The sequence below is a fragment of the Stenotrophomonas sp. STEN083 genome, assembly GCF_056759195.1.
Genome location: NZ_JBRRCU010000060.1, coordinates 18,411 through 28,636, shown reverse-complemented (window position 1 = coordinate 28,636; position 10,226 = coordinate 18,411). Strand labels below are relative to the sequence as shown.

The following is a 10,226-nucleotide window of genomic DNA, read 5'->3' as shown; positions in this document are numbered from 1 at the left end:
GCCAAATGCCGAGCATGGCTCGGCACTACAGGTGAAGTGTTCGGGATTGCTGGGTAGGCCTCATGCCGAGCATGGCTCGGCACTACAGGTGAAGCGTTCGGGATTGCCGGGAATGCCAAATGCCGAGCATGGCTCGGCACTACAGGTGAAGTGTTCGGGATTGCTGGGTAGGCCTCATGCCGAGCATGGCTCGGCACTACGGGTGAAGCGTTCGGGATTGCTGGGCAGGCCTTATGCCGAGCATGGCTCGGCACTGCAGGTGGCGCTCTAGCGCTTGCGGTGGCGCTTGCCCAGGTCGCGGGCCAGTACCCAGACGACCAGCAGGTTGACCGCCAGCAGCAGCCAGGAGGCCCAGCCGGGGTGTTTGACGATGGCGTAGAAGTCCAGCGGCAGGTAGAGCGCGGCGGAGATGCAGCCCAGCCATGAGGCCCAGGCCTTGGCGCGCCACAGGCCCCAGGCTTCAAGCACGCGCAGCAGCCCGTAGCCGACCAGTACAGCGGCGCCGAGATGAACGGTATCGGGGGTGATCATGCCCAGCAGCGAGGAGAACGCGCCGTTCTCGGGGTCACCACCTGCGCGGTGGATCAGGGCATTGATGATGTTGCGAAGCGGAGCCGGCCCGGAGATTTCCAGGCCGGCCGCGGCGAGAAAGGCCAGTACGGCCTTTCCCGCTTCCAACAGCGCGATGGCTGCCAGTCCCGGATGCGCATGCGGATCCGGGTTGTAGGGCGTGTTGCTGGTCAACGCATCAACCGCGCGAGGACTTCTTGCGCTCGCTTTCGGTCAGACCCTTCTTGCGCAGGCGGATTTCCTTCGGGGTGATCTCGACCAGCTCGTCGTCCTCGATGAAGTCCAGGGCCTGTTCCAGCGAGTACTTGATCGCCGGGGTCAGCTGGATCGCGTCATCCTTGCCCGAAGCACGCATGTTGGTCAGCGGCTTGGTCTTGATGGCGTTGACGGTCAGGTCGTTGTCCTTGGAGTGGATGCCGACCAGCTGGCCTTCATACACGTTGTCACCTTCGGCGGCGAACAGCTTGCCGCGTTCCTGCAACGGTCCAAGCGAGTAGGCCGGGGTGGCACCTGCAGCATTGGCGATCATCACGCCGTTCTGGCGCTTGGCGATGGCGCCCTGTTCCTTCGGGCCGTAATGGTCGAACACGTGGAACAGCAGGCCAGAGCCCTGGGTCAGGGTCTTGAACTCGTTCTGGAAGCCGATCAGGCCACGGGCCGGGATCTGGTACTCAAGGCGCACACGGCCCTTGCCATCCGTTTCCATGTTCTTCAGCAGGCCCTTGCGGGAGCCCAGCTTTTCCATCACGCCGCCCTGGTGGATTTCTTCGATATCCACCACCAGCTGCTCGATCGGCTCCATGGCCTGGCCGTCGATCTGCTTGATGATGACTTCCGGGCGCGACACGGCCAGCTCGTAGCCTTCACGACGCATGGTTTCGATCAGCACCGACAGGTGCAGTTCGCCACGGCCGGAGACCAGGAACTTGTCGGCGTCTTCCAGCTGTTCCACCTTCAGGGCCACGTTGTGGACCTGCTCGCGGTCCAGGCGGTCCTTGAGCTGGCGGCTGGTCAGGAACTTGCCACCGGACAGGTCCTTGCTGCCTGCGAACGGCGAGTTGTTGACCTGGAAGGTCATCGAGATGGTCGGCTCGTCAACGGTCAGCGCCGGCAGTGCTTCCGGGGTTTCCGGGTGGCACAGGGTGTCGGAGATGGTCAGTTCCGGAATACCGGAGATAGCGACGATGTCGCCGGCTTCGGCGGTGTCCTGCTCGATGCGCTCCAGACCCAGGAAGCCCAGCACCTGGCCAACCTTGCCGTTGCGCTTCTTGCCTTCGCGGTCGATCACTGCAACCTGCATGCCCTTCTTCAGGGTGCCACGCTGGATGCGGCCGATGCCGATCACGCCGACGAAATTGTTGTAGTCCAGCTGGCTGATGCGCATCTGGAACGGGCCTTCCGGGTCGACTTCCGGCTTCGGCGCGTGCTGCATGATGGCTTCGTACAGTGCAGTCATGTCGCCGTCACGCACGGTGTCTTCCAGGCCGGCATAGCCGTTCAGGGCCGAGGCGTAGACGATCGGGAAGTCGAGCTGCTCATTGGTGGCGCCGAGCTTGTCGAACAGGTCGAACACCTGGTCGATCACCCACTCCGGACGCGAGCCCGGGCGGTCAACCTTGTTGACCACGACGATCGGCTTGAAGCCCATCGCGAAGGCTTTCTGGGTGACGAAGCGGGTCTGCGGCATCGGGCCGTCCATCGCGTCGACCAGGATCAGCACGGTGTCGACCATCGACAGTACGCGCTCCACCTCGCCGCCGAAGTCGGCGTGTCCCGGGGTGTCGACGATGTTGATCCGGTTTTTGATGCCGGTCTTCTTGTCTTCCCAGGTAATGGCCGTGTTCTTGGCCAGGATGGTGATGCCGCGTTCCTTTTCCTGGTCGTTGCTGTCCATCACGCGCTCGGCGAGTACCGTACGCTCGGACAGGGTGCCGGACTGCTTGAGCAGCTGGTCGACGAGGGTGGTCTTGCCATGATCGACGTGGGCGACGATGGCGATGTTGCGAAGATTTTCGATGGACATGCGAAAGACGGCCAGCCGGTGCCGTGAAATGGGGAAAATGAGTCCAGCATTATAGCGCTATGTCAGGGTTGTGCGAAATCTGTCGTTCAGACTCGTCTGATGGCCCATTCAGACTTCTTCCGGGCGGGCTGCCGGGGAAGGGCAGCAGCACGGGCGGAGCCGGGTGTAAACTAGCGGGCTATTGAGAGTCGTCTTCTTTACAAAGGATTTCCCATGTCGCTGATCGCCAATTTCGACACCTCCCGCGGCCCGATCAAGATCGAGCTGTATGCCGACAAGGCACCGCTGACCGTTGCCAACTTCGTCAACCTGGTGAAGCATGGCTTCTATGACGGTCTGGCGTTCCACCGCGTGATCGCCGACTTCATGGTCCAGGGCGGCTGCCCGGAAGGCTCCGGCCGCGGCGGCCCGGGCTACCGTTTTGAAGATGAGACCAAGAACGGCGTGCGCCACGAGCGCGGCGTGCTGTCCATGGCCAATGCCGGCCCGAACACCAACGGCAGCCAGTTCTTCATCACCCACATCAAGACCGATTGGCTCGATGGCAAGCACACCGTGTTTGGCAAGGTGCTTGAAGGCCTGGACGTGGTTGACGCGATCCAGCAGGGCGATGCGATCAACAAGATCACCCTGGAAGGCGATACCGACGCCGTGCTGGCCGCCAAGGCCGACCGCGTCGCCGAGTGGAACAAGATCCTCGCCGCCTGATTGACTCCGACGGCCACCTGCACAGGTGGCCGTTTCTGATTCCAGCCCGGCCAGCGCAACTGCGCATGCCCGGCTTTACCCCACACCCGCTTCTTAGCAGAGGAAACCCCCCATGAAAGCACCCGTTCGTGTTGCCGTAACCGGCGCTGCCGGCAATATCGGTTATGCACTGCTGTTCCGCATCGCTTCTGGCGAAATGCTGGGCAAGGATCAGCCGGTCATCCTGCAGCTGCTCGAAATCGACAACGAAAAGGCCCAGGCCGCCCTGCAGGGCGTGGTCATGGAACTGGAAGACTGCGCATTCCCGCTGCTGGCCGGCGTGGTGACCACTGCTGATCCGCTGGTGGCCTTCAAGGACGTCGACGTGGCCCTGCTGGTTGGCGCGCGTCCGCGCGGCCCGGGCATGGAGCGCAAGGACCTGCTGCTGGAAAACGCCAAGATCTTCACCGTGCAGGGCAAGGCGCTGAACGCCGTCGCCAAGCGTGACGTCAAGGTGCTGGTGGTCGGCAACCCGGCCAACACCAATGCCTACATCGCAATGAAGTCGGCACCGGACCTGAACCCGCGCAACTTCACCGCCATGCTGCGCCTGGACCACAACCGTGCCCTGAGCCAGCTGGCTGCCAAGACCGGCAAGACCGTGGAAAGCTTCGAGCAGTTCACCGTGTGGGGCAACCACAGCCCGACCATGTACCCGGACTACCGCTTCGCCACCACCGGCGGCGCCAAGGTTGCCGAGCTGATCAATGATCAGGAATGGAACGCCAACACCTTCATCCCGACCGTCGGCAAGCGCGGTGCAGCGATCATCGCCGCCCGTGGTCTGTCCTCGGCCGCTTCGGCTGCCAACGCCGCCATCGACCACGTGCATGACTGGGTGCTGGGCAGCAACGGCAAGTGGGTGACCATGGGCGTGCCGTCCGACGGCTCCTACGGCATTCCGGAAGGCGTCGTGTTCGGCTTCCCGGTAACCACCGAGAACGGCGAGTACACCATCATCAAGGACCTGCCGATCGACGACTTCTCCAAGAAGTACATCGACATCACGCTGGGCGAGCTGGAAGAAGAGCGCGCTGGCGTCGCTGATCTGTTGGGCTGAGTCTTTTCATGATGGAAACTCGAGTTGCGAAGGCGAAGATCGCCGTTGTCATTCCGGCGTACCGCGCCCGCGACTCGATCCTGGGAGTCATTTCCCGGATCGATGACGGGGTAGACCTCGTCATCGTGGTTGATGATGCCTGCCCGGAGTCCACTGGACTCCGGGTCCAGGCTGAGTGCACCGATGCGCGCGTGCATGTGGTCTTCAACGAGCACAACCAAGGGGTGGGCGGCGCAATGGTCGCCGGCTACCGTGCCGCGCTTGGGCTGGGCGCCGAAATCTGCGTGAAGCTGGATGCCGATGGACAGATGGACCCGGCCTTGATCCAGAGTTTCGTGCGGCCCATTCTTGCCAATGAGGCTGATTACACCAAAGGCAACCGTTTTTTCCATGTCCGCGACGTCGCCTCGATGCCGCCGGTCAGGTTGCTGGGCAACGCCGCGCTTTCATTCCTGTGCAAGCTGTCCAGCGGCTACTGGCACATCTTCGATCCGACCAATGGCTACACGGCCATCCATGCCGATTGCCTGCGCGAGGTCGAACTCGACAAGCTTGAGAAGCGGTATTTCTTCGAGAGCGACTTGTTGTTCCGGCTTCACCTGGTGGATGCGGTGGTGGTCGACGTGCCCATGCGCGCAGTCTATGGCGATGAGCATTCCAGTTTGAACCCGCTGCGCGAAATCCCGCGTTTCCTGCGCTCGCACGCACGCAATTTCCTCAAGCGCATCTTCTACGAGTACTTCCTGCGTGACTTCAGTCTGGCATCGGTACAGTTGCTGGGTGGCGTGATGCTGATGTTTTTCGCACTCGTCCACGGTGGCTGGACGTGGTACCACAACCTGATGCGCGGGGTGGAGTCACCCACGGGCACGGTGGCGTTGGTGAGCATTGCGGCCATCGTCGGCTTCGTGCTGTTGCAGGGTTTCTTTGCGTTCGACTACAGCAGGATCCCGCGGCGGATACTGCACCGTTTTACACGTTGATCTGATCGGCGGGCATCGCCGATTTCTGTAACAGGTCGGGAGGCCGGGAAATTGCGGAATCTGAAACTGGAAGCACCTTATGCGGCCGTGGTCATGGCTTGCTTCGCGCTGGTCGGCTATTACTTCTTCACTGGCCTGTACTGCAGCGATGACACGCGCTACATGATCGGTGCGATCAAGATTGCGCTGGGCGACCCCATCGCGGTGGCGTCGGTGGCCGAACGCAGGGCGGTGTTCCTGCTGCCGGGCGCAATGATGTACCAGACCGGACTCAGCCTGGAATGGATGATAGTTCCCTATACCGGGCTTTTCGTGGTGTTGGGTCTGGCTGGCTATTGCCTCGCCAGGCAATTCCTGGGGCGGCTGGCGTCAGTGCTCAGCAGCGTCTTGGCAGTAGCCCAGCCCGTGTTCTTTTTGTACGCCGGCGCAATGTTGCCGGATTTGTCCTCCACGCTTTTCCTGATCGTCGGGCTGCTCTACCTGTGTCTGTGGATGAAAGCGATATCGGCGAAATCCACGCCGGCACGCGCATCTGCTGGCTATGCATTCCTGTTGGGCGCGAGCATGGCTGTGTCCTTCACCATCAAGGAAAGCGGGATGGTACTGATGCCGGTAGTCGCCGGCATGATGATCCTTGCTGGGATCTCGGCCGGCATGGGTCGCCTGTTGCGTGACGTGGCTGTTGCCAGTACGGGCTTCCTGCTGCTGCTGGCGATCGAGGCGCTGGTATTCAGAAGCGTGGCAGGGCAATGGTATTCCAGCGTGGGAAGCCTGCTGGTTCCGCATGACCTGGCCGGATTCGCCGACTCGCAGGGCCACGGCGTGCTTGATCGGCTGCGCACCCTGAAATTTGTGCTGGGTAGTTACACCACCGTGCTGTTCTCCTTGGCTGGGTTGTCGACGCTGCACCTGATAGCGCGCTGGTGGCGCGGGCAGATGTCGCGCACCGAGGCGCTGACCTGGTTGGCCTTGGTCGGATTCTGGCTGTGGCCGCTGCTGTATTTCAGTTTTGGCTCGGCATCGCTCAAGACGTATCTATTGCCGGTGATGCAGCAGCGCTACTACGCGCCTTCCATCATTCCTGGGGCGATTCTTGTTGCCCACCTGGGTGTGAGCTTGTTCCGCTGGGCGCGTTCGCACGTGCCTGCTTGGATCCCTGCCGTGGCGATTGGCGTGGCGCTTTTCTGCCTGGTCAGTGCGCCTTACATGCAGCGACGCGACAGGGGTCTGATCTACGGCGCACAGGCAAAGGAAACCTTCATCCAGGCGCGCAATGATGCCCGTAAGCGTTACCCCGGCATTCCGTTCCACGATGTGCAGAGTGGCTCGACCACTGACTTCAACCGCTGCCGGGCGTTGCTGATGCCGCTGCGTGACGATGGTAGTAACCGCTTGCTGGCAGCCATCTCGGCGGGCAAGGACCAGGTAGGTGATGACTTCGGTTATCAAGCGCTCTCGTCCTCGCAACTGCCGGTTCTTGTGGCTGGGCACGGTGCGTACATGGAAGCACCGAAACAGTTTGCTTGGGTCGCGGAGTTGCAGCGCGGAGTTGCCGCCGGGAAGTACAAGGTGACCCTGGTTGGTCGATACAGCCGGATGACACGAAAGGCGCTTCGGGGGAAAGCCTGGTTGCCTCGAACTGTGGCCGTCAACAGCTCCGGGGCAAGCAGCCTCGAGCTTGATCGGCCTGAAGCTTCACGCCCGTTGGACGCGCAGGAAGTGGAAATGTATCTGATCGAGGCAGCTGATCGCTGATCGGGCGGGGCGTCCGGACTGGTTGGACCAGATGAAAGCGCCGGGCATTGCCCGGCGTTTTCATGCAAACCAGAAGGGACTGCATGGCATTGGTAGCGGGTGCATTTTTATGTGAGAGGAGATGCAGGTTGACGAAAAGTGCTTCGCGGGAGTTGGTGCTGCACTGTACCGAGGACGCGTTGCTGGTCGTCGAGAAGCCGGCCGGGCTGCTATCCGTGCCCGGGCGCCTGCCGGAAAACCAGGACTGCGTTATCTCGCGTTTGCAGCTGGAGTTTCCGGATGCGCTGACTGTGCATCGGCTGGACCAGGTGACCTCTGGCTTGATGCTGTATGCACGTGGCAAGGCGGTGCAGATTGCCTTGTCCAAGCAGTTTGAGCAGCGCCAGGTCAGCAAGCGCTACGAAGCGCTGGTGCAGGGCCTGGTCGAGGGTGAATCCGGCGAGATTGATCTGCCGCTGATCTGTGATTGGCCGAACCGGCCAAAGCAGATGGTGAGCTTTGAGCTGGGCAAGCCGTCGCTGACGCGTTGGCGGGTTTTGGCGCGTGATGTGGCTGCGCAGACCACGAGGGTTGAACTGGAGCCGGTGACCGGGCGTAGCCATCAACTGCGGCTGCACCTGGCCAGCATTGGCCATCCGATCGTGGGCGATGTGATGTATGACGCGCAGCCTGCGCTGCGGGTGTGCCTGCATGCGCGACGCTTGGGGTTTGTGCATCCGCTGACTGGGGTGGCGTTGGAGTTCGTTTCTGAGTGCCCTTTCTAACGTCAAAGGCTTGCCCTCACCCCAACCCCTCTCCCGCGTGCGGGAGAGGGGCTCGGATAGCTTCGGCTGCTAGTGCATTAGCCCCTCTCCCGCGTGCGGGAGAGGGGGTCGGATAGCTTCGACTGCTAGTGCATTAGCCCCTCTCCCGCGTGCGGGAGAGGGGGTCGGATAGCTTCGACTGCTAGTGCATTAGCCCCTCTCCCGCGTGCGGGAGAGGGGTTGGGGTGAGGGCAAGCTTTTAGCTTTTGGCTCGTAGCCCAAGGCCCATAGTCCCGAAATTTCAGCCTCCAAGCCTTTGGTCTTAAGACCATCGTCGCAAGGAGTCCAAGCGATCCTCCGGACTATGCTCGGCATACAGCCAGACAGTTGCCGGAGGGTGTCGTGCAGTACGAGCAGATCTACCGCCGTTCCATTGAAGAACCCGAGGCTTTCTGGGCCGAAGAAGCCAAGGCGATCCACTGGCATCGGCCGCCGCAGCAGATCCTGGACTACTCCAATCCACCCTTTCGGCGCTGGTTTGTCGGTGGCGAAACCAACCTCTGCTACAACGCGGTGGACCGGCATCTGGTCGAGCGCGCTGACCAGCTTGCGTTGGTTGCCATTTCCACCGAAACCAACGTCACCCGCGAGCTCACTTACCGCGATCTCCATCGCGAAGTGAATGCCTTCGCCGCGGTGCTGCTCAAGCTCGATGTCGGCCGCGGTGATCGCGTCGTCATCTACATGCCGAACATGGCCGAGGCGGTGTTCGCGATGCTGGCCTGCGCACGCATAGGTGCGGTGCATTCCGTCGTCTTCGGTGGTTTCGCCGCGCACAACCTGGCGCTGCGCATCGACGATGCAAAACCAAAACTGCTGATCGCGGCCGATGCAGGCATGCGCGGTGGCAAGGTCATTCCGTACAAGGCGATGGTGGATGCCGCCTGCGCCGAAGCGAATACGCCACCGCCGAAAGTGTTGATCGTCTCGCGTGGTCTGGATGCGGCCGAACCGCGCATCGCTGGTCGCGACGAAGACTATGCACAGCTGCGCGCGCAGGTCGGTGATGTCGAGGTGCCGGTGCAGTGGTTGGAGTCGAACGAGCCCAGCTATCTGCTGTACACCTCCGGTACCACCGGCAAGCCCAAGGGCGTGCAACGCGATGTCGGTGGCTATGCGGTGGCGATGGCGCAGTCTATGCGCACGGTGTTTGACTGCGCGCCGGGGCAGGTGATGTTCTCCACCTCCGATGTCGGCTGGGCGGTGGGCCATTCCTACAACGTCTATGGTCCGTTGATTGGCGGCTGCACCTCGCTGTTGTACGAAGGCCTGCCAATCAATCCGGATGCCGGAATCTGGTGGGCGCTGTGCGAGCAGTATGGCGTGCGTACGATGTTCTCCTCACCAACCGCGATCCGCGTGCTGAAAAAACACGACGTTGATTTCATCGATCGACACGACCTGTCCGAGCTGAAGTACCTGTTCCTTGCAGGTGAGCCGCTGGATGAGCCGACCGCGAAGTGGATCACCGGCGCGCTGCACAAACCGGTCATCGACAATTACTGGCAGACTGAAACCGGTTGGCCGGCATTGACCTTGTTGCCGGGTCTGGATATGAAGCCGGTGAAGTTCGGCTCACCGGGCTTTCCCAATCTTGGCTACAAAATGAAGGTCATCGATGAGCAGAGCGGCGCGGAAGTGCCACCCGGGCAGAAGGGCGTGTTGGTGATCCAGCCGCCGCTGCCGCCGGGCTGCATGAGCACGATCTGGAACGATGACGAGCGTTTCCTGAAGAGCTACTTCGGTCATTTCAAGGAGCTGCTGTACAGCTCCCTGGACTGGGCCATCCGCGACGAAGACGGCTACACCTTCATCCTTGGCCGCACCGATGATGTGATCAACGTCGCCGGGCACCGCTTGGGTACACGCGAGATCGAGGAGGCCATCTCCGCGCATCCGCGCGTTGCCGAGGCGGCGGTGATCGGGGTGCATGACGAACTGAAGGGGCAGGTGCCGCTGGTCTTCGTTACCTTGAAGCAAGCCAAGTCCGACGACGATGGCGAACAGCTGGTTGCGGAAATGATGCAGCAGGTCACAGCTTCGCTGGGCGCGGTGGCGCGGCCGGCGCAGGTACATATCGTCAATGCGCTTCCCAAGACCCGTTCGGGTAAGCTGCTTAGGCGTTCATTGCAGGCATTGGCGGAACGGCGTGACCCGGGCGATCTGTCGACACTCGACGACCCGGGCGCACTGGAGGAAATCCGCCGCGCGCTGGGGAAATAGCGTGCAGTTGGGCTGAAAAGCCGCTGTGCGGCGGTGATCGCAAGGGGGCGGTACGCGGGTAG

The 10,226-nt window shown here is 61.8% G+C and carries 9 protein-coding genes; 7 read left to right on the top strand and 2 right to left on the bottom strand.

Features of this window, described 5'->3' with window-relative positions; genetic code table 11:
* On the top strand, window positions 1–271 hold a 271-nt coding region (locus tag ACVOK8_RS15505), incomplete at its 5' end, for a hypothetical protein (protein WP_481567617.1).
* Here the strand turns inward: ACVOK8_RS15505 and ACVOK8_RS15500 are convergent.
* Together ACVOK8_RS15500 and typA are read right to left on the bottom strand one after the other, a co-directional pair.
* Window positions 268–744, bottom strand: coding sequence for a DUF2127 domain-containing protein (locus ACVOK8_RS15500; RefSeq protein WP_481567616.1), 477 nt, complete (start codon window positions 742–744; stop codon window positions 268–270). The genes ACVOK8_RS15505 and ACVOK8_RS15500 overlap by 4 nt on opposite strands.
* Before the next feature lie 4 nt (window positions 745–748).
* On the bottom strand, window positions 749–2,593 hold the full coding sequence (typA, locus tag ACVOK8_RS15495) for a translational GTPase TypA (RefSeq protein WP_481537419.1): 1,845 nt from the start codon (window positions 2,591–2,593) through the stop codon (window positions 749–751).
* Between the two features lie 213 nt (window positions 2,594–2,806).
* On the opposite strand from typA, the gene ACVOK8_RS15490 reads away from it, so the two are divergent.
* The 6 genes from ACVOK8_RS15490 (at window position 2,807) to prpE (ending at window position 10,164) form a co-directional block, all read left to right on the top strand.
* A complete protein-coding gene (locus tag ACVOK8_RS15490; protein WP_481549809.1) occupies window positions 2,807–3,301 on the top strand; it encodes a peptidylprolyl isomerase in 495 nt (164 codons plus the stop codon).
* A 112-nt stretch (window positions 3,302–3,413) separates the two neighbouring features.
* Complete coding sequence (locus ACVOK8_RS15485; RefSeq protein ID WP_481567615.1) at window positions 3,414–4,400, top strand: malate dehydrogenase; 987 nt, start codon at window positions 3,414–3,416, stop codon at window positions 4,398–4,400.
* An 8-nt stretch (window positions 4,401–4,408) separates the two neighbouring features.
* Window positions 4,409–5,383, top strand: coding sequence for a glycosyltransferase family 2 protein (locus ACVOK8_RS15480; protein ID WP_481567614.1), 975 nt, complete (start codon window positions 4,409–4,411; stop codon window positions 5,381–5,383).
* A 51-nt stretch (window positions 5,384–5,434) separates the two neighbouring features.
* Complete coding sequence (locus ACVOK8_RS15475) at window positions 5,435–7,138, top strand: hypothetical protein (RefSeq protein WP_481567613.1); 1,704 nt, start codon at window positions 5,435–5,437, stop codon at window positions 7,136–7,138.
* A gap of 128 nt (window positions 7,139–7,266) precedes the next feature.
* Window positions 7,267–7,902, top strand: a complete 636-nt coding sequence (locus ACVOK8_RS15470) for an RluA family pseudouridine synthase (protein ID WP_481567612.1) — start codon at window positions 7,267–7,269, stop codon at window positions 7,900–7,902.
* Between the two features lie 381 nt (window positions 7,903–8,283).
* Complete coding sequence (prpE, locus tag ACVOK8_RS15465; RefSeq protein ID WP_481567611.1) at window positions 8,284–10,164, top strand: propionate--CoA ligase; 1,881 nt, start codon at window positions 8,284–8,286, stop codon at window positions 10,162–10,164.
* Window positions 10,165–10,226: the final 62 nt, after the last annotated feature.